Below are 22,825 nucleotides of genomic sequence, written 5' to 3' on the forward strand. Positions count from 1 at the left end.
CCATCAAATCCGTTGAGCCGGGGTAACCATACGATCAATGGCATGGCGCAGGCTATGACTGCGGCTGCCGCGCTCTGTTCCGTAGCAGCTGCCGAGCCTGCGAGGCTGCGTTCGGTTCGGCAATAAGGGCTGCGGGGCCTTTTTCCGTTTGGCAGACAGCCTGCCCGTTCGTCGCGGCTGAACCATACTTGAGCCACACACCGAGGAGGACAGGCTCATGAACCGTAGCGACATACTGATCATCGGCGCCGGCCCGACCGGGCTGGTGTTGGCGCTATGGCTAAGCAAGCTTGGCGTGCAAGTGCGCATCATCGACAAAACGTCGGCGCCCGGAACCACTTCGCGGGCGCTGGCCGTCCAGGCGCGGACGCTGGAACTGTATCGTCAGCTCGACCTCAGCAATGCGGTGGTGCAGAACGGTCATCGAGTGGCCGCGGCGAACTTCTGGGTCAAGGGCGAACCCGTGGCGCGCTTGCCGTTGAGCCGCGTCGGCGAAGGCCTGACGCCTTATGCGTTCCTCGAAATCTTTCCTCAGGACGAACACGAACGGCTGCTGATAGACCGCCTCGAAGCCTTTGGCATCAAGGTCGAGCGCAACACGGCGCTGGAGAGTTTCATGGAAACCGGTGACGGCATCACCGCTTATCTGCGCTTGGCCGATGGTCAGGAGGAAATCTGCCAGGCCTGCTATCTGGCAGGTTGCGACGGCGCCCGGTCGATCGTGCGCAAGACCCTGGACACCGGATTTCCCGGCGGCACCTACCAGCAGATTTTCTACGTCGCCGACGTGCAAGCCAGCGGGCCGGCGTTCAACGGCGAACTGCACGTGGATCTCGACGAAGCGGATTTTCTCGCAGTGTTTCCCTTGGCCGGTGAAGGCCGCGCCCGTCTGATCGGGACCGTACGCGACGAGCGCGCCGAGCAGGCCGAAACCCTGCAATTTGAAGACGTCAGCAGCCGGGCCATCGAGCATATGAAAGTAAAGATCGAGCAACTGAACTGGTTCTCGACCTACCGCGTGCATCATCGGGTGGCGGATCATTTTCACACCGGGCGCGCGTTTCTATTGGGTGACGCCGCCCACGTCCACAGCCCCGCCGGTGGCCAGGGGATGAACACCGGCATTGGCGATGCCATCAACCTCGCCTGGAAACTCGCGGCGGTGTTGAGCGGCGGCGCTGAGGCCAAACTCCTCGACACTTACGAAACCGAGCGCATCGCGTTTGCCCGCAAACTGGTCGCCACCACCGATCGGGTGTTCAGTTTTGTCACGGCCGAAGGGCGCATGGCCGATTTACTGCGCACGCGCCTGGCGCCGTTCGTGATTCCGAAAATGGCATCGTTTGAGGCGTCCCGTGAATTCCTGTTTCGCACGGTGTCGCAGATCACCCTGAATTATCGCGGGATGCCGTTGAGCACGGGCGTTGCCGGTCATGTTCACGGTGGCGACCGCCTGCCTTGGGCTCACGATGGTGAGGGGGACAATTTCGAATCGCTGAAATGTCCAACCTGGCAGGTGCATGTGTATGGCGACACCAGCGACGAAATGATCGCCTGGTGCCATGAACATCATTTGCCACTGCATGTGTTTGACTGGCGGCCGGCATTTGAAGCGGCTGGCCTGGGGCGTAACGGGTTTTATCTGTTGCGGCCGGATACGTACGTGGCGATTGCCGACAATTCTGCCGATCCCAAGGTGATCGAGCGGTACTTCCAGGATCACGGGATCAGGCCGTTTTTCGGCGCCCGCTGATTCAACACCGTAGAAATGTGGGAGCGGGCTTGCTCCCACATTAGGTTTGTGGTGTTTTTAGATCCCGGCCAGCGCCAGGTCCATCGCGAAGTAAGTGAAGATCAGATCCGCCCCTGCCCGCTTGATCGCGCCAAGGCTCTCACGCACCACGCGATCTTCATCTATCGCCCCAGCCTGCGCGGCGAATTTGATCATCGCGTACTCGCCACTCACCTGATACGCCGACAGCGGCAATCGCGAGGTTTCACGGATGTCGCGGATGATGTCCAGGTACGCGCCGGCCGGTTTGACCATCAGCGCGTCGGCGCCTTCCTGCTCGTCCATCAGTGATTCGCGCACGGCTTCGCGGCGGTTCATCGGGTTCATCTGATAGCTTTTGCGGTCGCCCTTGAGCGCGCTGCCGCCGGCTTCACGGAACGGACCGTAGAGCGCCGAGGCAAACTTGGTCGAATAGGCCATGATCGCGGTCTGGTTGAAACCCGCTTCATCGAGCGCCCGGCGAATGGCCTGAACCTGCCCGTCCATGGCGGCCGACGGGGCGATCACATCGGCGCCGGCACGGGCCGCGGCCACCGCCTGTTTGCCGAGATTGATCAGGGTCTGGTCGTTGTCGACCTCATGGTTATGCAGCACGCCACAATGGCCGTGGTCGGTGTACTCACAGAAGCAGGTGTCGGACATCACAATCATGTCCGGCACCGCGTCCTTGGCGATGCGCGACATGCGCGACACCAGACCGTTGTCGCTCCAGGTGTCGCTGCCGTTGCCGTCCAAATGATGCGACACGCCGAACGTCATCACCGACTTGATCCCGGCACGGGCATAACGCTCGATCTCACCCGCCAGTTTCGACTCTGGAATACGCATCACGCCGGGCATGCTTTTGATCGGTACGAAGTCGTCGATCTCTTCCTCGACGAAAATCGGCAGCACCAGATCGTTCAAGCTGAACTCGGCTTCCTGGAACAGGCTGCGCAGGCTCGCATTGCGGCGCAGACGGCGAGGACGTGCTTCGGGGAACTGACTGGGCATGAGGGTTTCCTGAAAAACGGAGGACGAGACGAAAGTCGTAGGGGGCGAAGCTTATTCCCTCAACGGTCAGGGGCACAAACATCGATTGTGGAAGACTTTGTTACGGGCCCGGCAATAATCTACCCTCATTGCGCCGGCTAAAGACAACGTTCAGGATTGAGCAAAACCAACACAGGGAGTGACGCAGCATGTTTGATATCCAAAATTACGGCAGCTTCATTGCCGCGATTCTGATCTTCCAGTTAATGCCAGGGCCGGGCACCTTCGCCATTCTCAACGCCACCGCCCGCAATGGCGTGGGGGCCGGGTTCGGCGCCGTGGGTGGCACGCTGCTGGGTGATGCGACGTACATGATTGCTGCGGCCATCGGTCTGGCGGCCGTGATGCAAGCCAATCCCATGCTGTTCCAGGTGCTGCAGTGGTTCGGCGCCGCGTACTTGTGCTGGATCGGCGTGCAATTGCTGCGCGCGCCAGCGGCCAGGGACTCGGCTGGGCTGGAGCCGAAACGGTCGGCCCGGATCTACTTTCGCACTGCCCTGGCGGTGAGCCTGACCAACCCCAAAGTCATCCTGTTTTTTGTGGCGTTTTTTCCGCTGTTCATTCACCCAGATGCCTCCAGCCTGACCCTGATCGCGATGATGCTGCATGTTTCGTTCATCAGCGCGTTGTATCAGGGGTTGCTGGTTCTGCTGGGCAATGCCGCGGCCCGTCGTTTGAAAGCCATCCCCATGGCGCGAAAAATCGCGTCCCGCGTCACCGGTATGGCGCTGGTCGGGTTCGGGATCAAACTGGCGGCGAGTAACCGTTAGGCCGCGACGCTCAGCGCTACAGATTCAAGGTTCCGCTGATACAGGTCACCACCGCGCCGCCGATCCAGATCTCGTCGCCCACTTGCTCGACCTGAATGCGTCCGGCGCGGCCCATGGTCAGGCCCTGGCTGACCCCATAGGACGCCGGCGCCAGTCCTTCGCTGAGTAGCCATTGGGCAATCCCGGCGTTCAGGCTGCCGGTGGCGGGGTCTTCCGGCATGCCGTCGCCGGAGATGAACGCTCGCACTTCGAACTGTGCGCCATCGCCATCGCGCTCGGGATGCCATGGTGCGATGACACCGACGGCCAGGCCAAGCATTTGCGAATGATCCGGTTGCAGGTCCAGCACCTGCTGGCGATCCTCGACCATCACGGCCAGCCATCCGGCACCGTTGTCGACCCACTGAGTGCGCACAATCGCCCCCGGTTCCAGCCCGAGCCCCCGCCGCACCCGTTCCACCACATCCGCCTCCACTGGTCCGGTTTTGAGCAATGGCGGTGCGAGAAACGCCAGCTCTGTCCCTTGTCGACGAACCCGCACCAGCCCCACGCCGCACTCCTGAATGATCTCTTCGCCCTTGGGCACGCCACCGGCCTCCAGCCACGCATGGCAGGTGCCCAGTGTCGGATGGCCAGCGAACGGCAATTCGTTCAGGGTGGTGAAGATCCGCACGCGATAATCGGCGCGAGGATCGCGCGGTTCGAGTATGAATGTGGTTTCGCTGAGGTTGGTCCAGCTGGCGAACGCCGCCATGCGCTCATCGCTGAGCTCATCGGCGCCGAACACCACCGCCAACGGATTGCCCTTGAGCGCAACACGGCTGAAGACATCTACTTGCTTGAAATCGAATGAGTGCATGGCCTGCCTTGGTCTGGATCAAATCGAAGCGTTTTGCTTGGGAATTTCCAGCCCGCGCATCACCGCCGGCCGCGCCAGAAAGCGCTCCAGCACTCGCGTGACGTTCGGGAAGTCCTTGATGCCCACCAGCTCACCGGCCTCATAGAAGCCGATCAAGTTGCGCACCCAGGGGAAGGTCGCGATGTCCGCGATGGTGTAGCGCTCGCCCATGATCCAGTCGCGCCCTTCCAGGCGGTTATTGAGCACATTAAGCAGGCGTTTGCTTTCATCGACGTAGCGGTCGCGGGGACGTTTGTCCTCGTAGTCCTTGCCGGCAAATCTGTTGAAAAAACCGACTTGGCCGAACATCGGCCCGATGCCGCCCATCTGAAACATCAGCCATTGAAGGGTCTCGTATCGCGCCGCCGATTCCTGGGCCAGCAGTTGCCCGCTCTTGTCAGCCAGGTAGATCAAAATTGCCCCGGACTCGAACAGCGCCAAGGGTTGATCCCCCGGACCGTGGGGGTCGAGGATTGCCGGGATCTTGTTGTTGGGGTTCAGCGAAAGAAATTCCGGGGACATCTGATCATGGGTGTCGAAGCCCACACGATGCGGTTCGTAGGGCAGTCCGATCTCTTCGAGCATGATCGACACCTTGACGCCGTTGGGGGTCGGCAAGGAGTACAGCTGGATCCACTCGGGGTATTGAGCCGGCCATTTTTGGGTAATCGGGAACGCGGACAGATCGGTCATCAGAAGCATCCACACGGAAAAAGCAGACGCTGATCATAATGTAGGGACTGGCGAAAGCTGCGATTTTTTGGCGTATCAATGTTGCTGATGAGCAAGATCAAAAGATCGCAGCCGGTCAGTGACGCCGACACGTGTACTGTGTCCATAAATCCGCAACATCCTGTCGATAACCTCTGACCCAACCCATCTCAGGTTGCCGCTACAGTGCTGCGCACTCGCTCGGATCGAACCAAATGGGCTTCAGAGGACTCTGAGCATTGCCCTTTCGGAAACGGACCGGCCCAACGACATGGAAAACACCCGACGCAGGGAGCTCGCGGTGTAAAGGTTTGTCAGCCTTAACCGAATGCGCTGAAGATCACCTATTCAAATGATGAACCTTTTCAAATTCGCCAAACGCTTCAAGCATCGCGCGTATGTCGTCCTGCCCTCCCTGTTGGCGGTCAGCGCGCTGTTCCTGTCCCTTGAGTCCAGCGAAAGCCGCGCCCAAATGGCGGACGGCACCCAGACGCTGGTGTTCCTGCGCCACGCGGAAAAACCTGAAGGCGGCCTCGGCCAGCTCAACTGCCAGGGCCTGAACCGTGCCATCGACCTGGCCACCTTGCTGCCGGAAAAATTCGGCAAGGCCAACTACGTGTTTGCCGCCAACCCGACGCGCAATGTCGAGGAAGGCGAACTGGACAATTCCTACAGTTACATCCGTCCCCTGATGACCATCAGCCCCAGCGCGATCAAGCTCGGTTTGCCGGTGAACATCAACTTCTCGGCCAACGACACCAGCGACCTGGCCGATGAATTGCTCCACGACAAGTATCACAACTCGGTCATCTACACCGCCTGGTCCCACGGCTACCTGCCGGAACTGATCAACAAGGTCGCGGGAGAAGCCGTCGGCAAGAAACAGAACATCACCGCTGACTGGGAATCCAGCGACTACGACTCGCTGTACGTGCTCACCCTGACCTGGCACAACGGCAAGGCCAGTGTGCAGAGCCATGCCTACAAGCAAGGGCTGGATAATGGGCGGGAGACCTGTCCGACGTAAACTTTAAGAGATGTGGTGCCTGTCAGGCCCCCATCGCGAGCAGGCTCACTCCCACACCGGATCTTGGTAGTACACAAAAATCTGTGTTCACCTAAGATCAAATGTGGGAGCGAGCCTGCTCGCGATGGGGCCGGCAAAAACTACATAACTCTCACTGGATAACACGCGCTCGAAGGTACTCAAGCACGGCACCCCGCTCCCCCGCAAACTCAATACGACCCCCTTTCTTCTCCCGCTGAAACGCATACATCGGGTCGTAATACTCGCGTAGCAACCCTTCGATCCAGCCCCGGTGCAAGTCCACCGCCCCGCTGCACGCCTGCTCCGCCAGCGCCTCTTCCATCAATATCAGCATCCGCCGATGGCGTTCACCGCCCAGACGTTTCTGCACATTGTTCAGGCTTTCCAGCAAGCGTTCGGAAAATAGCGCGAAGCCTTCATCGCCATGCATGCCGATGAACTCGGCACACAAGTCCACCACGTAATCGCGCAGGATCCGTTCGACCCGCCCTTCAAGGCTGTCTTCAAGCCAGACCATCGGAAACTGTTGCATGCCCTGAAACAGCGGCAACGGCAGCGCACAACTGCCGATCGCGCGGCTCTCGTCTTCCAGTACAAACTGTTCGATGCCGTGGGCACGCTTCTTCAGCACATCCACCGCCAAGCGGTTCTCAAAATCGATGTTGGAGGGTTGGCCGGTGGCGCGTTTACCGAAACTGGAGCCGCGATGATGGGCGTGACCTTCAAGGTCCAGGCCGTTGCGCAACTGCGTGAGCACTTCGGTTTTACCAGTGCCGGTCATGCCGCCCAGCAAGACGAAATCGCACTGGGTAACGGCCTGATCGAGCGTGTCGAGCAAGAAGCTGCGCATCGCCTTGTAGCCGCCACCCACTCGCGGATAGTCGATGCCCGCCTCGTCCTTGAGCCATTGCTGGACTATCTGCGAACGCAAACCGCCGCGAAAACAATACAAATACCCGTCTGGATGAGCCCGGGCAAAATCGGCCCAGGCCTGGATACGCCCGGCTTTGATCTCGCCGGACACCAACTGGTGTCCCAGCGTAATGGCCGCTTGCTGGCCGTGTTGCTTGTAACAGGTGCCGATTCGTTGCCGTTCATGGTCATTCATCAGCGGCAGGTTGATCACGCCGGGGAATGAGCCTTTGAGAAATTCGACCGGCGCACGGGCATCCATCATCGGTCGGTCATTGAGGAAAATGTCGCGGTAATCGGTGAATTCGATGGACATCAAAACACCTCAACCGCGTTGGTCTGTCGCTCGATCAGTTCACCGATCGGCTCAAGGGTCAGGCCCAGCTCGGCGGCTACTTTGAGGAAGTGTTCGTTTCCTTCAGGGGTGACCGCAATCAGCAGGCCACCGCTGGTCTGCGGATCGCAGAGCACGCGTTTGTGCATTTCCTGAAGACGCCCAAGCTTGCTGGCGTAGCTGTCGAAGTTGCGCAGCGTCCCGCCCGGCACACAGCCTTGGTCGAGGTAATACTCGACACCCGGAAGGCGCGGTACGCGGTCGTACTCGATGCGAGCGGTCACGTTGCTGCCGTCGGCCATTTCCACCAAATGCCCCAGCAGGCCAAAACCGGTGACGTCGGTCATCGCCGTGACGCACTCGAGCTTGCCGAAACGGCTGCCGGGTTTGTTCAGGGTACACATCCAGTCGCGGGCCAGGCCGATGTCGGCGTGGCGCAACTTGCCCTTCTTTTCGGCGGTGGTGAGGATGCCGATGCCCAGCGGTTTGGTGAGGTAGAGCAGGCAACCGGCGGTGGCGGTGTCGTTGCGCTTCATGTGGCGCTTTTCCACCAGACCGGTCACGGCGAGGCCGAAGATCGGTTCTGGCGCGTCGATGGAATGCCCACCGGCCAACGGAATTCCGGCTTCATCGCAGACCGAACGCCCGCCGCGAATCACTTCCCGGGCAATCTCCGGCGCCAGTACGTTGACCGGCCAGCCAAGGATCGCAATCGCCATCAATGGATCGCCGCCCATGGCGTAGATGTCGCTGATGGCATTGGTGGCGGCGATGCGACCGAAATCGAACGGGTCGTCGACGATCGGCATAAAGAAGTCGGTGGTCGAGACCACGCCGCGTTCTTCATCGATGGCGTACACTGCCGCGTCATCGCGCGAGGTGTTGCCGACCCAGAGTTTCGGGTCAAGGTTCTGCGCCCCGCTGCCGGCCAGAATCACCTCCAGCACCTGCGGAGAGATTTTGCAGCCGCATCCTGCGCCGTGGCTGTATTGAGTCAGACGAATCGGTTCGCTCATGGGGGACATACCTTGTGAAATCATTGCCGAAGAGTCTACATCAACGTCGTCTCCCCCGAGGCCCCGCGAATCCGTTCAGCCGCGTGACTTGCTTGCGCACTTTTGCTGTTTCCTTGCTGCTGGCCAGCGTTACAGGACTAGCGGTTTAGGCACCGACATCGACACCCATTGGTCAACCTGTCGGCCAACTTCTATGGTCGCTTCCCGTGGGAAAACTAACGTGGGCGCATTATCTGGTGAAGTTCGGCACCCAATGGGAGCTGGATTCCCGGGACGCGCCGAAAGACTGGCCGACCGGTTATATCGGCATCAACACCAAAGGCCCGAATGAAAAGCCGCCACTGGATTACAAGACCGAAATCTTCGAGCTCAACCCGAAGTTGCAGGCCAAGGCCTTCGCCCTCAGCCACAAAGTCGAGCTGAGCGAGAGCAAGGAATCGCTAGCGTGGCGCATGAAGTATCCGTCTGCCCCGGTCTGGACTAAGCTGCTGACTGATAACAAAGGCGAGTACTGCACGACGCTGCAGGAAGACAACTCCAATTATGAAGCGCTGCTACGGGCGAGTCGTGAGGGATTGGTCGATGTCCAGCGGCTGGCGGTGGAGAACCTGTACCGGACGGGAAATCCGCGGGTGCAGGAGATTTTATAGAACTGCTCGGCGTGGGAGAAAGGCGTTCCCGAGGCTTGACCGTGAACAGAGTATCTACAGGGATGGAATGACGGCCGGAGGAGATATTGCGCATCTGCATCGGTGTCACTCAGGTCTGGGGGCGCGGCAAGGGCCATGGGCAGCAATCATTGGGGGTTTCAGAGATTGCAGGGTAACGAGCCACCAGTCTCGTCGCTACTGGCGGCATCCATCTGACAATCCGAGTGAATTTTCCGTAACCCAAACGATCCTTGTATTACCACAGGGAGGAATACGGGCTCTATGAACAACGCAAAACTTTTTGTCATTGAATACACCCTTCATGGCGCACCCAAGTCTTTCATTATCCGCCTGGACAAAATGGACAACGCGGAGGCTTGGCATTGGGCCAGTTGCGACGCGGGGGTCGGACGAATCCCTCGTTTCGGCCGAGAGAAGGTGCAAAAAACCAGCAAGCCGATGGCTGAAAAATTCGGCGTGGAAAACGTCAAGTGGCGGCCGGCGAATTAACGGATGGCGCGGCGTTGGACATTTGGAAGGATCGGCGCATGAAATCAACGCAACTCACCAGCACGGCACACCTCGACTACGGCCTCGATACGCTGTTCGGTCGAATCACCAAAAGCGCCGAGTGTCAGGTCGGTCTTGAACAAGTCGAGCATGACCCGACCCGCTTCGCACTACGCGTCCAGCCACCTATACCGCAAGATCTTGAACAGGCAAAAACGGTGTTGGTGAGGGTGGATGGACGACGACTCAATGGGATCATCCGCCATACCGAACAGCTGGAAGATCAAAGCCTGAAACTGGAAGTGGAGCCCGAATAGGCCCCACATTCTGTGCTTGGCTGATGTCAGCCTTTGGCGCACTTACAGCCCTTGCTTGCACATTCTTCGCCATGTTCGTGGTGCTTGGCACACGCCTCACAGCAATAGTGCTTGCCGTGGCGCGCGATCGGATGTTCGCCTAGTTTGCAGGAGCATTTGGGGCAGTCGCATTTACTTTCACTGTCGATCATGAGCCTGACTCCATTGGTTGTGGTCGTCCGGTGCGACGAATGCGCACCGTAATACCAGTGTAGGAGCTGCCGCAGGCTGCGATCTTTAGATCTTGATCTTAGGCAGCCTGCGGCAGCGCCTACACGGGGGTCAGCGTTATGCTTGCCGGGTACTGCTGCGATACATGAACAGCAACGCCAACGCGAGACACACCATCGCCAGTATCCGGCTGCTGGACAACTCGATCGCCGGGTTACCCAGCCATCCGAAGTTATCGATCAACATCCCCATCCCCAGTTGCCCGACGATCACCGCCACCGTCGCCACCGCCGTGCCGACCCGCGGCACCGCGCCAACCATCACCATCATGTAGACCACCCCGAACAACGCGCCGCTGAGCTGCCATTTCGGCACGTCCAGCAAACTCACGGCATTGGCCGGTTCGAAAAACAGGATCAGCAACCCGGTGGTCACGGCACCGACCACGAAGGTCAACAAACTGCTGCGCAACACGCCCACCGTTTCGCCCAGCCGCCCATTGATCGCCGCCTGGACACTCAACACCGCACCGGCCGCCACGACCACCGCCAACAAAATAATCAGATTCATCATCAACCCCGAGCGATCAGAACAAGTGCCGCGACAATCAGCAGCAAGGCCAGCCAACGTTCACCGTTGACCTTTTTGCGGGTAGCGCCGAACCAGCCGAAGTGGTCAATCAACACGCTTTTGCCAACCTGACCGGAGAGGATCGCGATCATCGTCATGGCAATGCCGATGTGCGGCGTGGCCAAGGTCAGCACGATCACGTACATCGGCCCCAGGAACCCGCCGATCAACTGCCAGCGCGGCAGCTCATTCAAGGCCGGCCCCTGTTGCGGACCGCTGAACAGCAACAGCAAAAACAGAATCGCCGAGCCCACACCGAAGATGCTCAAGGTCGCCCACAAGTGCCCGACCTGAACCCCGAGCGGCCCGAGCAAACCGGCCTCCACGGACAGGCCCATGCCGGCCAGAATCACCAGCGGCAGCAGCAACAGTCGCAGCCCGGGTTTGGTCGCTGGCGTCTCAGCGATTTCGATTGAAGAAGATTGCATAGCGAAAACCTGCCAATTATCAGATGAACACGGCCCCTGTAGGAGCTGAGCTTGCTCGCGAAGACGGTGTGTCAGACACCGAAGATGGCGACTGGCACGCAGCCTTCGCGAGCAAGCTCAGCTCCTACAAGGGAGGGTGGTGGTGGGCATTATCGGCTGGCGATCCTTTGCGATAAATGGGAGCATCCTGACAACACTTTTGCGTAACTCGCACAGCAGGATTCGTCATGCATGGCCTCAACGAACTGGGATTCAAGGCGCTTCGGCTGTTTGTAGCGGTGCTGGACCACGGCAGTTTTTCCGAAGTCGCCCGCCGTGAGGGCCTGGCACCCTCTTCGATTTCCCGGCAGATCCAATTGATGGAACAAGCCCTGAGCCAGCAATTGCTCTACCGCCACACCCGCGCCGTCTCGCCCACCGAAGCCGGGCGCATGCTCGGTCATCACGCGCGGTTGGTGCTGGTGCAACTCGAAGAGGCCGAACAGGCCTTGCAGGAACAGCAAAGCGAACCGAGCGGACTGGTGCGGATCAATGCGCCAGTGGTGTTCGGTCAGCGGCACCTGACGCCGTGGCTGGGGAAGCTCTGCGAGCGTTACCCGAAACTGCAACTGGATATCCAGCAGACCGACAGCTACGTCGACCCGTTGCAGGAAGGCGCCGACCTGCTGTTTCGCATCGGCCCGCTGCACGATTCGAGCATGCAGGCGCGGATTCTGGCGCCCCATCGTTTTCAAGTCGCCGCGAGCCCGGCCTATCTGGAACGTCACGGCACGCCGCAACACCCCGAAGAACTGGCCGTGCATCAGTGCCTGGCCTACAAGGGCGTGACCGGTCAGCAACGCTGGTTTTTCCGAAAGGATCAGCAGGACTGGACGGCCTGCTCGGTGAAGGGACCGATCACCGGAAACCACGCCGACACCCTGACGCAAGCCGCCGAACAAGGCTTGGGGCTGGTGATGTTTCCGTCGTGGCTGATTGGTGAGGCGGTGCGCAACGGCACGCTGGTGCCGGTGCTCGGGGCGTATCAGGTATCCAACAGCCTGGAGCCGCAGCAGATTGCGGTGCTGTGGCCTGGGAGCCGGCGGTTGTCGGTGAAGGTGCGGACAGTGATTGATTTCTATGTCGAGTGTTTTGGCGCGGTGCCCTACTGGGACAGACCGTAACCACCCGCCCTTGTAGGAGCTGAGCTTGCTCCGGGCGGCGTTCCGACGATGGCGTTCTTGAGATCGCCATCGCCGGCAAGCCGTGCTCCTACAGTTTTTGGGTGGTGTCAGATTCGGAACTGACCGACTAGTTTGCCCAAGCGCTGACCGAGATCGGCGAGGCTGCGGGAGGTCTGAGCGCCGAGTTGGGTTTCGTCAGCAACGCTGTCCACGGCCACGGCGATCTGATGCACGCTGCGGTTGATCTCTTCGGCCACGGCGGTCTGCTCTTCGGCGGCGCTGGCGATCTGCGCGTTCATCGAATTGATGGTGCCGATCAGTTGGGCCATGGTGTCCAGCGATGCACCCGCTTCGTTGGCCTGAGCCGACGTGCCGTCGCCAGCCTCGCTGGAACGGCGCATCGCCTCCACCGCCGACTGAGTGCCGGCCTGCAAACGATCGATCATGCCCTGGATTTCCTGGGTGCTGATTTGCGTGCGACTGGCCAGCGCTCGAACCTCGTCGGCCACCACGGCAAAGCCACGCCCGGCCTCACCGGCACGGGCGGCTTCGATGGCGGCATTGAGCGCCAGCAAGTTGGTCTGCTCTGCTATCGAACGGATCACGCCGAGCACGCTGACAATCGACGACACGTCTTTTTGCAGGCTGTCGAGGGACACGCCACTGCTGCGAATGTCGTCCACCAACGCATGAATCTTCACGATGCTGCCGGCCACCACACGCTTGGCAGCCTGGCCTTCTTCGTCGGTCTGCTGGGCAGCCACCGCAGCGTTTTGCGCACTTTTCGCCACTTCCTGAGCAGCGGCGGACATCTGGTTGATCGCCGTGGCGACCTGATCGGTCTCGTGACGCTGACGCTCCATAGCCTGATCCGAACGCTGGGCCTGATCGGAGACCTGATTCACCAGTCCGGTCAGTTGCGAAGTCATTTCGGTGATCTGGCGCACCAGGCCGTGGATCTTGTCGACGAAACGGTTGAACGAGCCGGCCAGTTCGCCTAGCTCGTCCTGGCTGGTGATGGTCAGGCGACGCGTCAGGTCACCCTCGCCCGCCGCGATGTCATCGAGGTTGGCTTTCATCAGGTTCAGCGGACGCAGGATGGTGTTGGCCAGCAGCATCCCGGCGGCGGCAATCACCACCAGCACCACCACGGCAATCCCGACGATGCTCAGCACCACGCCTTGCATGCGCTCCTGGACCTTGATTTCGACCAGTGCCACTTGGGCTTCAATGCCATCGAGGTTCACCGAGGTGCCGACCGCCATGTCCCACTTCGGCAGGTATTCGGTGTAGCCGAGCTTGGGCACCAGCACTTGGGTGTTGCCGGGCAGCGTCGAGCTGTATTGCAGGTAATGGGTGCCGTCCTTGGCGACTTTCACCAGATCCCGGTTGACGTAGACGCCGTTCGGATCGCGGTTGTCCTTGAAGCTCTGGCCCACGCCTTCCGGGCTGTTGGCCTTGAACAGGCGCACGGTGTTGGAGTCGTAGCCGAAGAAGTAGCCGTCCTTGCCGTAGGTGATGCTCGACAGCAACTTGATCACCTGAGCCCGCGCCGCGTCATCACCGGGGGCGGCCGCGTCGTAGAGCGGTTTAATCGTGGTCATGGCCACGGCGACGTAGCTTTGCAGCGTCGCCTTGGCATCGCTGAGCAGGCGCTGGCGAGTTTCCTCGACCTCCTTGCGGGCCTGCTCCTGCAGAATGAACAACGTGGTCAGGCTGATGACCAGCGCAAAGAGCAACACCGGGAGGACGGCAAGGGACAGGACTTTAGCCTTCAGGCTCATGCGCATGACGGTTCACTCTTTTGATTTTATTGGCGTGGTTAAAGGCTTTAACGGCACGCCGGATCAAAAGTTGAATGCGGTCCTTGTGGGAGCGGCTTGTGTGGCGAGGGGATTTATCCCCGTTCGGCTGCGAAGCAGTCGTAAAGCTTTTGGGGCCGCTTCGCAGCCCAACGGGGATAAATCCCCTCGCCACACAAGCCCGCTCCCACAGGGGTTATGGGTTTACAGGACCATCGCCGCCACCCAGCCGAACGCCAGCAGCGGCAGGTTGTAGTGCAGGAAGGTCGGGACCACGGTGTCCCAGATGTGGTGATGCTGGCCGTCGATGTTCAGACCGGAGGTCGGGCCGAGGGTCGAGTCCGAAGCTGGTGAGCCGGCATCGCCCAGCGCACCGGCAGTCCCCACGATGCACACGATCGCGATCGGGCTGAAACCCAACTGTACGCACAACGGCACAAAAATCGCGGCGAGGATCGGCACTGTGGAAAACGACGAACCGATGCCCATGGTCACCAACAGTCCGACCAGCAACATCAGCAACGCGCCAATGCCTTTGCTGTGGCCGATCCACGAGGCCGAGGCTTCGACCAGTGTCTGCACCTGACCGGTGGCTTTCATCACTTCGGCAAAACCGGACGCGGCGATCATGATGAAACCGATCATCGCCATCATCTTCATGCCTTCGGTGAACAGGTCGTCGGTTTCACGCCACTTCACGATCCCCGACACCGAAAAAATCAGAAAACCTGTCAGCGCACCGATGATCATCGAATCCAGCAACAGCTGAATGATGAACGCCACCGCAATGGCCAGACCGGCGACCATCAGGCTCAGCGGGTTGTACTGCACCGCGACCTGTTCGACCTGCTCGATCTTTTCCAGATCGTAGACGCGCTTCTTGCGGTAGCTGACAAACGCTGCCGCGAGCCCGACGACCATGCCCAATGCCGGAATCCCCATGGCATGGGTGACGTTGATGCCGCTGATGTCCACCCCGCTACGGGCGACGTTGGCCAACAGGATTTCATTAAGGAAGATGTTGCCGAAGCCCACGGGCAAGAACATGTACGGCGTAATCAGACCGAAGGTCATGACGCAGGCAATCAATCGGCGGTCCAGCTGCAGCTTGGTCAGCACATATAACAGTGGCGGAACCAGCAGCGGAATAAAGGCGATATGTATCGGCAGAATGTTCTGCGAAGCGATGGCCACCACCCACAGTAGACCGATCAACAGCCATTTGACCTGACGGCCACCGCTGGCGTGCTGGCGGTCGACCATCAGCAAGGCTTTGTCTGCCAGGGCATGCGCCAGGCCAGACTTGGCAATGGCCACGGCGAAAGCGCCGAGCAATGCATAGGACAACGCGACCGTCGCGCCGCCACCGAGGCCGCTATTGAAGGCTTTTAATGTTGCCTCGATGCCCAGGCCACCGGTCAAACCACCCACCAGGGCGCCCACGATCAGCGCGATTACTACGTGCACGCGGGACAGGCTGAGGATCAGCATGACGCCGACCGCGGCAATTACAGCATTAATCATCATTACCTCAAGGCAAACGGAAAGAGCCCGGCCGACAGTCTGCAAAGAGCCGCCAGCGGATTAAATGAGAGGGTTTTATTAGAGGGCGCGCACTGTGCCGCAGCATCAATCCCTTGTCAAAGCGAACACGATCCCTTGTTGCCGCTGGTGATGCCCTTGTGGGAGCGAGCCTGCTCGCGATAGCGGTGGATCAGGCAACACAAATGTCGCCTGACACTCCGTCATCGCGAGCAGGCTCGCTCCCACAAGGGCTGCGCCAGCTGCTACAGGTTTGTGTGCCTCGATATTCGTCGAGCGGCATAAAGAAAGCCGAATCACGGCCGTTACAGTGCAAAGTCTCAGATAAATATCGAATAAGGACGTCTCCATGTCGCTCAGACAACTTTCCATTCAATGGAAAATCACCCTGTTGGCCGGGCTGTGCCTGGCGGGCATCGTGACCCTGCTGGTGGGTCTTTCGCTGTATCGCATGGAGCACAGCTCCGAGATGGTGAAAGCATCCAGCATGGAGATGCTCACCGAAGCGGCCCAGGCCCGGATCGAATCCCAGGGTGAGAACCAGGCGCTGGGTATTCGCCAGCAGTTCATGGATGCCTATCAATATGGCCACGGTTTTTCGCGTCAGGTGCTGTTCTTGCGCGAGCAGGCCGAGAAGCGCTTTCTCGATGCCTTTGACTTGCGTGAAGACCTGACGCGTCAGGTCAAGTCGGCCCTGCAAGCCAACCCGGACCTGCTCGGCCTGTCGCTGGTGTTCGAAGCCAATGCGCTGGACGGCAAGGACGATCTGTTCGCCGGCCAGGCCGAGTTGGGCAGCAACGACAAGGGCCGTTTTGCGCTCTATTGGTCGCAACCTGTTCCTGGCAAGGTGACGTCGATGGCGCTACCGGAAAGCGACATGGCCGACACCAGCACCGGCCCCAGCGGCGAACCGGCCAACGCCTGGTTCACCTGCCCGCGCACGACCCTCAAGCCCTGCGTGATCGAACCCTACTTCTATGTGATCGACGGCCAGAACGTGCTGATGACCAGCATCGTTTTCCCGCTGATGGTCAATGGCAAGGTCATCGCTTCGCTGTCGGTAGACATCAACCTCAATAGCCTGCAAGCCGTCAGCCAGGGTGCGAGCAAGAAGCTCTATGATGGCCAGACCCACGTCAGCATCATCAGCCCGGTCGGTTTGCTGGCCGGTTACAGCCCGGACGCCAGCAAGCTTAGCCAGCGCCTGGACACCGTGGACAAGGCCAACGGTGCCGAGCTGATCCGCATGCTCGCCGCCAGCAGCAAGACCGAAAGCCTGCACAACAATCAACAGCTCAAAGTGCTGTCGCCATTCCAGCCGATTCCCGGTGGCAAGTCCTGGGGCGTGTTGCTCGAGGTGCCGGAGAAAGTTCTGGTCGGCCCCGCCGAAGCGCTGAAAAAACAACTTGATGAAAGCAACACCGCCGGCACCCTGATCGAACTCGGCCTGGGCGTGTTGGCCGCGTTGATTGGCCTGTTGCTGGTGTGGCTGATGGCCCGCAGCGTGACCAGGCCGATCCTGGGTGTGGCGCAGATGCTCGAAGACATTGCCAGCGGCGAAGGCGATCTGACCCGCCGCCTGGCCTACGACAAGCAGGATGAACTCGGCCAATTGGCCGGCTGGTTCAACCGCTTCCTCGACAAGCTGCAACCGATCATCGCCGAGGTCAAACGCTCGGTGCAGGACGCGCGCAGCACGGCGGATCAGTCGTCCGCCATTGCCACCCAGACCAGCGCCGGCATGGAACAGCAATACCGCCAGGTGGATCAGGTCGCTACCGCTTCCCACGAAATGAGCGCCACCGCCCAGGATGTTGCCCGCAGTGCAGCGCAAGCAGCACAGGCGGCGCGGGATGCGGATCAGGCCACCCGCCGCGGTCTGACCGTGATCGACCGCACCACCACCAGTATCGACAACCTCGCGGCCGATATGAGCGCGGCGATGGTCCAAGTCGAAGGCCTGGCGGCCAATAGCGAGAAGATCGGCTCGGTGCTGGAAGTGATCCGGGCCATCGCCGAACAGACCAACCTGCTGGCGCTCAACGCCGCCATCGAGGCCGCTCGTGCCGGTGAAGCTGGACGCGGTTTTGCCGTGGTGGCCGATGAAGTGCGCAACCTGGCACGCCGGACTCAGGAGTCTGTCGAAGAAACCCGTCTGGTGATCGAGCAGTTGCAGAGCGGCACGCAGGACGTGGTCGGTTCGATGAACAACAGCCATCGCCAGGCTCAGGGCAGCGTCGAACAGGTGGGTCAGGCGGTGACGGCGCTGCGCCAGATTGGTGACGCGGTGACGGTGATCAGCGACATGAACTTGCAGATCGCCAGTGCTGCCGAGGAGCAAAGTGCGGTGGCCGAGGAGATCAACAACAACGTGGCGACGATTCGGGATGTGACGGAGTCGCTGTCCGGGCAGGCGAATGAGTCGGCACGGGTGAGTCAGTCGCTTAATAGCCTGGCGAATCAGCAGCAGAGTTTGATGGATCAGTTTCGGGTCTGAGAAGCCCTCACCCTAACCCTCCCGAAACGTCGGACCGCCCAAAGGTAGAGGGGACTGACCGAGTTGTTCTTGGAGCTACATCGACCTGAAATATCGAGTCGAACTTAAGTTTTGAAAAGCTTGAAGATCTGCTCCCTTTCCCCCTCTCCCCACTGGGGAGAGGGCTGGGGTGAGGGGTGGTTTTCAGCCTGAACGCTTAGGCAACTCAATCACCACCCTCAACCCACCCCACTCGCTCTCCTCCAACCGCAAAACCCCGCCCCACGTATCGACGATGTCCCGCACAATCCCCAATCCCAACCCATGCCCATCGGTCTGTTCATCAAGCCTGGTCCCGCGGCTAAACACCTGATCGCGCTGGTTTTCGGGAATCCCCGGCCCATCGTCTTCCACGCTTAACTCAAACCCTTCGGCCGTCTCGACCACGCTCAACCGAACCTCGGCATCCGCCCACTTGCAGGCGTTGTCCAGCAGGTTACCGAGCAGTTCGAGCAAGTCCTCGCGATCCCATGGCAGCTGCAATCCCTTCGGCGCCACATAGCTGAGCTCAAGATGCTCACCATGAATCATGTTCAACGTCGCCAACAACCCCGGCAATTCAGCATCGCAATCAAACAGCGCCCCCGGCAACGCATCGCCGGATAGCCGTGCGCGGTTGAGTTCGCGATTGAGTCGCAGCTGGACCTGTTCCAGCTGCGCCTTAATCACCTTGCGCAGCTCCGGCTGCGCATCGAGCTTCTCGCTTGAGGCCAGGCTCAACAACACCGCCAGCGGGGTTTTCAAGGCGTGGCCGAGGTTGCCCAGCGCATTGCGCGAACGCTTGAGGCTGTCTTCGGTGTGAGCGAGCAAATGGTTGATCTGCGCCACCAGCGGTTCAAGTTCTACCGGCACCTGGTCATCAAGTTGCGAGCGCTGACCCTGCTGCAACTGGGCGATCTGCTCACGGGCCTTTTCCAGCGGGCGCAAGGCGCGGCGCACGGTGATGCGTTGCAGCAGCAGAATCAGCAACAACCCCGCCAATCCCAGGCCGAGACCAACCTGTTGCATACGCAGGAAACTCTCGCGCACCGGCGTGTAATCCTGGGCCACGCTGATGGAAATCGATTGGCCCAAGCGCCGATAGTCCGAACGCAGCACCAGCAATTGCTGGCCTTCCGGCCCCAATTGCAGGTTGCTGTGCAAGCCGGCATGGTCGAGGCGCGGCAGTTCCTGATCCCACAGCGAACGGGAGCGCCAATGGCTGTCGGCAAAATCGATGCGAAAGTAATGCCCGGAAAACGGTCGCTGATAGGCCGGCGACAGGTGTCGCTCATCCAGCTGTAAACCCTGCGGCCCACGCACCAGCGCCACCAGCAGGTTTTCGCTGTCGTTGCGCAGCCCGGCTTCGAGGTAGCGTTGCAAACCCATTTCGAACAGCCACAAGCTGGTCTGCGCCAGCACCAGGCCGACGATCACCATCACGCTGATCAAACCCAGGCTCAAGCGGCGCTGGATCGATCTCACTGGGCTTGCCCGCCGAACAGGTAACCCTGGCCGCGACGGGTTTCGATGACGCTGCGCCCGAGTTTGCGCCGCAGGTGGTTGACGTGGACTTCGAGTACGTTGGAGTCACGCTCGGTTTCACCGTCGTAGAGGTGTTCGGCGAGGTGGCTTTTGGAAAGAATCTGCTCGGGGTGCAGCATGAAATAACGCAGCAGGCGGAATTCAGCGGCGGTGAGCTGGATGTCAGCACCGTCGCGGGTCACGCATTGACGGCCTTCGTCCAGGTGCAGTCCGGCAGACTTGAGCATCGGCTGGTTGGCATGCCCATGGGAACGGCGCAACAGCGCCTGGACGCGCAAGTGCAGCTCTTCGGGGTGGAAGGGTTTGGTCAGGTAATCATCGGCGCCGGCCTTGAGGCCTTCGATCCGTTCGGCCCAGGAATCACGGGCGGTGAGGATCAGCACTGGCGTGGACAGACCACCAGCCCGCCATTGCGTCAGCACCTCGAGCCCTGGCAAACCCGGCAGGCCGAGGTCGAGGATGATCAGGTCATAAGGCTCGCTGCTGCCCTGATACACCGCGTCGCGACCGTCGGCCAGCCAGTCCACGGCGTAGCCCTGACGGTTGAGGCCGGCCATCAGTTCGTCGGCCAGCGGCACATGGTCTTCCACCAGAAGCAAACGCATCGATCAATCTTCCTTGTCTTTCAGTAACTGGCCGGTGGTGGCGTCGAGGTCCAGTTCGCGGACCACGCCTTCGGCGGTCAGCAACTCGACTTCATAAATGTAGACGTCGTGTTTCTCTTCAAGCTCGGCTTCCAGCAATTTGGCCCCGGGGTAGCGGTCCAGCGCTTGCTGCAACATCTGCTCCAGCGGCAGGATCACGCCCTGTTGACGCAGGCGCAGGGCTTCGTCCTGATCCAGGTCGCGGGCCATGACCACCGAGCAAAAAGCCAGAAGCACCAGAGCCATTCGACCTCTCGTGCGCCGCTGTGAAAAAGAAAACACCTTCATTACGTATCCTGATGATCCTTGAGAACCTGCCCGCTGACAGCGTCCAATTCCAGGTCCCACTCAATGCCCTGAGGATCGCGCAATTCCACCTGATAGATGTACTTGCCGTACTCTTCTTCCAGCTCGGTTTCGGTGATGGTGGCACCAGGGTGTTTGGTCAGAGCGGTAGCGTTGAGCTTCTCGAAAGACACAATGGTACCAGCGTCGCGCAGTCTCAGGGCTTCGTCGGGACCGAGGTCGCGTGCGTGGGCGAGGCTGGCGGTCATGCCGAAGATGGACGCGGTGAACAGGGCAGTCAGGGTTTTCATGGGGTGTCTCCGTATTTTTTATGTGTAGCCTACGGAGTGCACCTTAACGGGGCGAACTTAATTGAAACTGAATTGCCATCATTGAGGATGACCAGACAATACGCATACCTGTAGGAGCACGGCTTGCCGGCGATGGCGTCCGTGAGATCGCCATCGCGAGCAAGCTTTGCTCCTACAGATTTTGTGCCCGCTCCCACATAATCCCCCGCTTGCCAGACATAGAGATCGGTATGACCGCTATCCACATCAAGTTCCCCTCGCTGACGCTCAAGGCCGGCCCTCGTGCTTTAGCGCGCATCCGTGAAAACGGTTTGAGCGCCGCCGATGTCGGCATACTGCCGGGTGCCGCCGGTGGTCCCAAGGCGTTGGGGATTCAAGGTCTGGACCTGGCGTTGTTCGGTGAATGGCTGCCAGCGGCGCCGCGGGAGCGCTCGTTGATCGGTGCGTCGGTGGGTTCCTGGCGCTTCGCCAGCGCGTGTCTGCCGGATGCCGCCGAAGGTATCCGCCGCCTCGGTCACCTCTACACCGAGCAGAACTTCGCCAAGGGCGTGACCATGGCGCAGATCAGCCAGAGCTCCCGGCGCATGCTCGATGAGCTGCTCGACGGCCGCGATGCTTCGATTCTGGACAACACCCATTACCGGCTGAACATCATGGTGGTCAAAAGCCACGGCCTGCTGGCGGACGATCATCGCGGCCGACTGGGGCTGGGCCTGTCATCGGTGATCGCCGACAACCTGCGCGGCCGGGCGCGGCTGTCGCGGCATTTCGAGCGGTTGATCATTCACGATCCGCGCCTGGCACCGCCGGTCAATGCACTCAACGATTTCCCCTCGCGCTTCGTTGCGCTGAATGCCGGCAACCTGCGCCAGGCCTTGCTCGCATCGGGCTCGATCCCGATGGTGATGGAAGGCGTGCGTGACCTGCCGGGTGCCGGTATTGGGACGTTTCGCGATGGCGGTCTGCTGGACTATCACCTTGACCTGCCCTACAGCGGCAACGACATCGTGCTCTACCCACATTTCACCGACCGGGTCATTCCTGGCTGGTTCGACAAAACCCTGCCGTGGCGCCGCGCGTGTCCTGCGCGGTTGCAGGATGTCCTGTTGCTGGCGCCGTCGAAGGATTACCTGGCGCGCCTGCCCTACGGCAAACTCCCGGACCGCAACGATTTCAAACGCTTCATGGGCGATGCCCCGAGCCGGCAGAAATACTGGCGCGCAACGATGGCTGAAAGCCGTCGCATGGGCGATGAGTTCCTCGAACTGGCTGCCAGCGGTCGACTCGGGGAGCGCTTGCTGACCCTTTAGTCAGTGTTTTCCCGCAACGCCAAACGCAAACTGTTAAACTCGCCGCCTGCCCACATCGCCGCGGCGATCGCCACCTGACAGAGCTGAAATCACTTGGAAATTTTCAAAGAGTTCACCTTCGAATCCGCCCACCGCCTGCCCCACGTACCGGAAGGCCACAAGTGCGGCCGCCTGCACGGTCACTCGTTCAAAGTGGCGATCCACCTGAGCGGCGACCTCGATCCGCACACGGGCTGGATCCGCGATTTCTCGGAAATCAAGGCGATCTTCAAGCCGCTCTACGAGCGTCTGGACCATAACTACCTGAACGACATTCCCGGTCTGGAAAACCCGACCAGTGAAGTCCTGGCCAAATTTATCTGGAAAGAATTGAAGCCTCTGCTGCCGGAACTCAGCGCGATTCGTATCCACGAGACGTGCACCAGCGGTTGCATCTATCACGGCGAGTAA

Annotated in this window: 23 protein-coding genes and 3 pseudogenes; 11 read left to right on the forward strand and 15 right to left on the reverse strand. The window is 60.3% G+C overall.

From position 1 onward, the window contains the following. Positions 1-217: 217 nt before the first annotated feature. Complete coding sequence (locus ACYZUA_RS22435) at positions 218-1,753, forward strand: FAD-dependent oxidoreductase (protein ID WP_461960651.1); 1,536 nt, start codon at positions 218-220, stop codon at positions 1,751-1,753. Positions 1,754-1,810: 57 nt separating this feature from the next. Here ACYZUA_RS22435 and hemB read toward each other — a convergent pair whose 3' ends face one another. Then, positions 1,811-2,785: a porphobilinogen synthase gene (gene hemB / locus ACYZUA_RS22440; RefSeq protein ID WP_461960652.1), complete on the reverse strand. Its 975-nt coding sequence runs from the start codon at positions 2,783-2,785 to the stop codon at positions 1,811-1,813. 188 nt (positions 2,786-2,973) lie between these two features. Between hemB and ACYZUA_RS22445 the strand changes: the two genes are divergently transcribed. Further along, positions 2,974-3,594: a LysE family translocator gene (locus ACYZUA_RS22445; RefSeq protein ID WP_461960653.1), complete on the forward strand. Its 621-nt coding sequence runs from the start codon at positions 2,974-2,976 to the stop codon at positions 3,592-3,594. A gap of 16 nt (positions 3,595-3,610) precedes the next feature. Here ACYZUA_RS22445 and ACYZUA_RS22450 read toward each other — a convergent pair whose 3' ends face one another. Together ACYZUA_RS22450 and ACYZUA_RS22455 are read right to left on the reverse strand one after the other, a co-directional pair. Then, positions 3,611-4,453: a PhzF family phenazine biosynthesis protein gene (locus tag ACYZUA_RS22450; protein WP_461960654.1), complete on the reverse strand. Its 843-nt coding sequence runs from the start codon at positions 4,451-4,453 to the stop codon at positions 3,611-3,613. A gap of 18 nt (positions 4,454-4,471) precedes the next feature. Further along, positions 4,472-5,185 (reverse strand): glutathione binding-like protein, encoded by a 714-nt coding sequence (locus ACYZUA_RS22455; RefSeq protein ID WP_461960655.1) that lies wholly within the window; start codon positions 5,183-5,185, stop codon positions 4,472-4,474. 370 nt (positions 5,186-5,555) lie between these two features. Between ACYZUA_RS22455 and ACYZUA_RS22460 the strand changes: the two genes are divergently transcribed. Beyond that, positions 5,556-6,230, forward strand: a complete 675-nt coding sequence (locus ACYZUA_RS22460) for a histidine phosphatase family protein (RefSeq protein ID WP_461960656.1) — start codon at positions 5,556-5,558, stop codon at positions 6,228-6,230. 151 nt (positions 6,231-6,381) lie between these two features. Here ACYZUA_RS22460 and mnmH read toward each other — a convergent pair whose 3' ends face one another. Together mnmH and selD are read right to left on the reverse strand one after the other, a co-directional pair. Next, complete coding sequence (mnmH, locus tag ACYZUA_RS22465; protein ID WP_461960657.1) at positions 6,382-7,479, reverse strand: tRNA 2-selenouridine(34) synthase MnmH; 1,098 nt, start codon at positions 7,477-7,479, stop codon at positions 6,382-6,384. Then, a complete protein-coding gene (selD, locus tag ACYZUA_RS22470) occupies positions 7,479-8,513 on the reverse strand; it encodes a selenide, water dikinase SelD (RefSeq protein WP_461960658.1) in 1,035 nt (344 codons plus the stop codon). Before selD ends, mnmH begins: the two co-directional genes overlap by 1 nt. A 206-nt stretch (positions 8,514-8,719) precedes the next feature. Here selD and ACYZUA_RS22475 point away from each other — a divergent pair. The 3 genes and pseudogenes from ACYZUA_RS22475 to ACYZUA_RS22485 all read left to right on the forward strand — a co-directional run. Further along, positions 8,720-9,163 (forward strand): annotated as a pseudogene (locus tag ACYZUA_RS22475) (nucleoside phosphorylase-I family protein); the annotation flags it as partial. Positions 9,164-9,445: 282 nt separating this feature from the next. After that, positions 9,446-9,673 carry a DUF6555 family protein gene (locus tag ACYZUA_RS22480; RefSeq protein WP_008152143.1) on the forward strand — a complete coding sequence of 76 codons (228 nt, stop codon included), beginning with the start codon at positions 9,446-9,448 and terminating at the stop codon, positions 9,671-9,673. A 38-nt stretch (positions 9,674-9,711) separates the two neighbouring features. Beyond that, positions 9,712-9,990 (forward strand): hypothetical protein, encoded by a 279-nt coding sequence (locus ACYZUA_RS22485; protein WP_461960659.1) that lies wholly within the window; start codon positions 9,712-9,714, stop codon positions 9,988-9,990. 26 nt (positions 9,991-10,016) lie between these two features. Here ACYZUA_RS22485 and ACYZUA_RS22490 read toward each other — a convergent pair whose 3' ends face one another. From ACYZUA_RS22490 to ACYZUA_RS22500, 3 genes are all read right to left on the reverse strand, one after another. Beyond that, a complete protein-coding gene (locus ACYZUA_RS22490) occupies positions 10,017-10,181 on the reverse strand; it encodes a metallothionein (RefSeq protein WP_309675185.1) in 165 nt (54 codons plus the stop codon). 136 nt (positions 10,182-10,317) lie between these two features. Then, complete coding sequence (locus ACYZUA_RS22495) at positions 10,318-10,770, reverse strand: DMT family transporter (RefSeq protein WP_461960660.1); 453 nt, start codon at positions 10,768-10,770, stop codon at positions 10,318-10,320. Between the two features lie 2 nt (positions 10,771-10,772). Further along, entirely contained in the window at positions 10,773-11,258 is a 486-nt protein-coding gene (locus ACYZUA_RS22500) for a DMT family transporter (RefSeq protein ID WP_461960661.1), read from the reverse strand. A 227-nt stretch (positions 11,259-11,485) separates the two neighbouring features. On the opposite strand from ACYZUA_RS22500, the gene ACYZUA_RS22505 reads away from it, so the two are divergent. After that, the gene (locus tag ACYZUA_RS22505) at positions 11,486-12,421 is read left to right on the forward strand and encodes a LysR family transcriptional regulator (RefSeq protein WP_461960662.1); all 936 of its coding nucleotides are present in this window, start codon (positions 11,486-11,488) and stop codon (positions 12,419-12,421) included. Positions 12,422-12,528: 107 nt separating this feature from the next. On the opposite strand, the gene ACYZUA_RS22510 is transcribed toward ACYZUA_RS22505, so the two are convergent. The 3 genes and pseudogenes from ACYZUA_RS22510 to ACYZUA_RS22520 all read right to left on the reverse strand — a co-directional run bounded on the left by ACYZUA_RS22510 (position 12,529) and on the right by ACYZUA_RS22520 (position 15,744). After that, positions 12,529-13,350 (reverse strand): methyl-accepting chemotaxis protein, encoded by an 822-nt coding sequence (locus ACYZUA_RS22510; protein WP_371922184.1) that lies wholly within the window; start codon positions 13,348-13,350, stop codon positions 12,529-12,531. 84 nt (positions 13,351-13,434) lie between these two features. Then, a pseudogene (locus ACYZUA_RS22515) lies at positions 13,435-14,211 on the reverse strand (cache domain-containing protein); the annotation flags it as partial. 216 nt (positions 14,212-14,427) lie between these two features. Next, positions 14,428-15,744, reverse strand: coding sequence for a Na+/H+ antiporter family protein (locus tag ACYZUA_RS22520; protein ID WP_461964082.1), 1,317 nt, complete (start codon positions 15,742-15,744; stop codon positions 14,428-14,430). A 1,555-nt stretch (positions 15,745-17,299) separates the two neighbouring features. Between ACYZUA_RS22520 and ACYZUA_RS22525 the strand changes: the two are divergent. Next, a pseudogene (locus tag ACYZUA_RS22525) lies at positions 17,300-17,356 on the forward strand (hypothetical protein); the annotation flags it as partial. A 201-nt stretch (positions 17,357-17,557) separates the two neighbouring features. Next, positions 17,558-18,262 carry a methyl-accepting chemotaxis protein gene (locus ACYZUA_RS22530; RefSeq protein WP_461964085.1) on the forward strand — a complete coding sequence of 235 codons (705 nt, stop codon included), beginning with the start codon at positions 17,558-17,560 and terminating at the stop codon, positions 18,260-18,262. 183 nt (positions 18,263-18,445) lie between these two features. Here the strand turns inward: ACYZUA_RS22530 and ACYZUA_RS22535 are convergent, their stop codons facing one another. The 4 genes from ACYZUA_RS22535 to ACYZUA_RS22550 are packed head-to-tail and all read right to left on the reverse strand — an operon-like array spanning position 18,446 to position 21,065. Then, positions 18,446-19,765: a sensor histidine kinase gene (locus ACYZUA_RS22535; RefSeq protein ID WP_461960663.1), complete on the reverse strand. Its 1,320-nt coding sequence runs from the start codon at positions 19,763-19,765 to the stop codon at positions 18,446-18,448. Continuing rightward, positions 19,762-20,430, reverse strand: coding sequence for a response regulator transcription factor (locus ACYZUA_RS22540; RefSeq protein WP_461960664.1), 669 nt, complete (start codon positions 20,428-20,430; stop codon positions 19,762-19,764). The genes ACYZUA_RS22535 and ACYZUA_RS22540 overlap by 4 nt, the downstream gene beginning before the upstream one ends. Positions 20,431-20,433: 3 nt before the next feature. Then, positions 20,434-20,757, reverse strand: coding sequence for a PepSY domain-containing protein (locus ACYZUA_RS22545; protein ID WP_461960665.1), 324 nt, complete (start codon positions 20,755-20,757; stop codon positions 20,434-20,436). Continuing rightward, positions 20,757-21,065, reverse strand: coding sequence for a PepSY domain-containing protein (locus ACYZUA_RS22550; RefSeq protein WP_461960666.1), 309 nt, complete (start codon positions 21,063-21,065; stop codon positions 20,757-20,759). The genes ACYZUA_RS22545 and ACYZUA_RS22550 overlap by 1 nt, the downstream gene beginning before the upstream one ends. Positions 21,066-21,295: 230 nt before the next feature. On the opposite strand from ACYZUA_RS22550, the gene ACYZUA_RS22555 reads away from it, so the two are divergent. Beyond that, complete coding sequence (locus ACYZUA_RS22555) at positions 21,296-22,375, forward strand: patatin-like phospholipase family protein (RefSeq protein ID WP_461960667.1); 1,080 nt, start codon at positions 21,296-21,298, stop codon at positions 22,373-22,375. Between the two features lie 93 nt (positions 22,376-22,468). Continuing rightward, positions 22,469-22,825 (forward strand): 6-carboxytetrahydropterin synthase QueD, encoded by a 357-nt coding sequence (queD, locus tag ACYZUA_RS22560; protein WP_008152165.1) that lies wholly within the window; start codon positions 22,469-22,471, stop codon positions 22,823-22,825.

The organism is Pseudomonas sp. LS2P72, from assembly GCF_054897865.1.

Excerpts from the sequence above, each read along its gene's own strand:
- ACYZUA_RS22485 (WP_461960659.1), top strand. The coding sequence starts at position 9,712 with ATGAAATCAACGCAACTCACCAGCACGGCACACCTCGACTACGGCCTC.
- ACYZUA_RS22455 (WP_461960655.1), bottom strand. The coding sequence starts at position 5,185 with ATGACCGATCTGTCCGCGTTCCCGATTACCCAAAAATGGCCGGCTCAA.
- ACYZUA_RS22530 (WP_461964085.1), top strand. The coding sequence starts at position 17,558 with ATGAGCGCCACCGCCCAGGATGTTGCCCGCAGTGCAGCGCAAGCAGCA.
- ACYZUA_RS22500 (WP_461960661.1), bottom strand. The coding sequence starts at position 11,258 with ATGCAATCTTCTTCAATCGAAATCGCTGAGACGCCAGCGACCAAACCC.
- ACYZUA_RS22540 (WP_461960664.1), bottom strand. The coding sequence starts at position 20,430 with ATGCGTTTGCTTCTGGTGGAAGACCATGTGCCGCTGGCCGACGAACTG.
- ACYZUA_RS22460 (WP_461960656.1), top strand. The coding sequence starts at position 5,556 with ATGATGAACCTTTTCAAATTCGCCAAACGCTTCAAGCATCGCGCGTAT.
- ACYZUA_RS22490 (WP_309675185.1), bottom strand. The coding sequence starts at position 10,181 with ATGATCGACAGTGAAAGTAAATGCGACTGCCCCAAATGCTCCTGCAAA.
- ACYZUA_RS22480 (WP_008152143.1), top strand. The coding sequence starts at position 9,446 with ATGAACAACGCAAAACTTTTTGTCATTGAATACACCCTTCATGGCGCA.
- ACYZUA_RS22510 (WP_371922184.1), bottom strand. The coding sequence starts at position 13,350 with ATGACTTCGCAACTGACCGGACTGGTGAATCAGGTCTCCGATCAGGCC.
- ACYZUA_RS22445 (WP_461960653.1), top strand. The coding sequence starts at position 2,974 with ATGTTTGATATCCAAAATTACGGCAGCTTCATTGCCGCGATTCTGATC.
- ACYZUA_RS22435 (WP_461960651.1), top strand. The coding sequence starts at position 218 with ATGAACCGTAGCGACATACTGATCATCGGCGCCGGCCCGACCGGGCTG.
- ACYZUA_RS22555 (WP_461960667.1), top strand. The coding sequence starts at position 21,296 with ATGACCGCTATCCACATCAAGTTCCCCTCGCTGACGCTCAAGGCCGGC.
- selD (WP_461960658.1), bottom strand. The coding sequence starts at position 8,513 with ATGAGCGAACCGATTCGTCTGACTCAATACAGCCACGGCGCAGGATGC.
- mnmH (WP_461960657.1), bottom strand. The coding sequence starts at position 7,479 with ATGTCCATCGAATTCACCGATTACCGCGACATTTTCCTCAATGACCGA.
- ACYZUA_RS22505 (WP_461960662.1), top strand. The coding sequence starts at position 11,486 with ATGCATGGCCTCAACGAACTGGGATTCAAGGCGCTTCGGCTGTTTGTA.
- ACYZUA_RS22450 (WP_461960654.1), bottom strand. The coding sequence starts at position 4,453 with ATGCACTCATTCGATTTCAAGCAAGTAGATGTCTTCAGCCGTGTTGCG.
- ACYZUA_RS22495 (WP_461960660.1), bottom strand. The coding sequence starts at position 10,770 with ATGAATCTGATTATTTTGTTGGCGGTGGTCGTGGCGGCCGGTGCGGTG.
- hemB (WP_461960652.1), bottom strand. The coding sequence starts at position 2,785 with ATGCCCAGTCAGTTCCCCGAAGCACGTCCTCGCCGTCTGCGCCGCAAT.
- ACYZUA_RS22550 (WP_461960666.1), bottom strand. The coding sequence starts at position 21,065 with ATGAAAACCCTGACTGCCCTGTTCACCGCGTCCATCTTCGGCATGACC.
- ACYZUA_RS22545 (WP_461960665.1), bottom strand. The coding sequence starts at position 20,757 with ATGAAGGTGTTTTCTTTTTCACAGCGGCGCACGAGAGGTCGAATGGCT.